At 63.9% G+C, this 255-nt stretch carries 1 protein-coding gene; it reads right to left on the reverse strand.

Annotated elements, in window-relative coordinates:
* The coding region (locus DQG15_RS17980; RefSeq protein WP_370454198.1) for an alpha/beta fold hydrolase at window positions 1–251 on the reverse strand (251 nt) is incomplete at its 3' end.
* Between the last annotated feature and the right edge of the window lie 4 nt (window positions 252–255).

Consider the following 255-nt stretch of genomic DNA (forward strand, 5'->3'; position numbering starts at 1 on the left):
TCGTATATCGGCACCCCGTCCATGATGGCCAAGCCAGCCACGGCGTCGGGGAAATCCATCGCGAGGCGGAAGGCCCGGTAAGAGCCGCGATCGTGACCGGCAACGCCGAACCTGTCGAAGCCCAGCACGTCCATTGCCGCATGCAGCGCCATCGCCTTGGCGCGTCCGGAGGAACCTTCCACGGTTTCGGGTTGATAGCTTTTGCCGAAGCCAGGCAGGTCCGCGCAGACGACCGTGAACCGATCTCTCAGAAGG

This window comes from Tropicimonas sp. IMCC34011 (assembly GCF_003390865.1).
Classification (GTDB): domain Bacteria; phylum Pseudomonadota; class Alphaproteobacteria; order Rhodobacterales; family Rhodobacteraceae; genus Tropicimonas_B.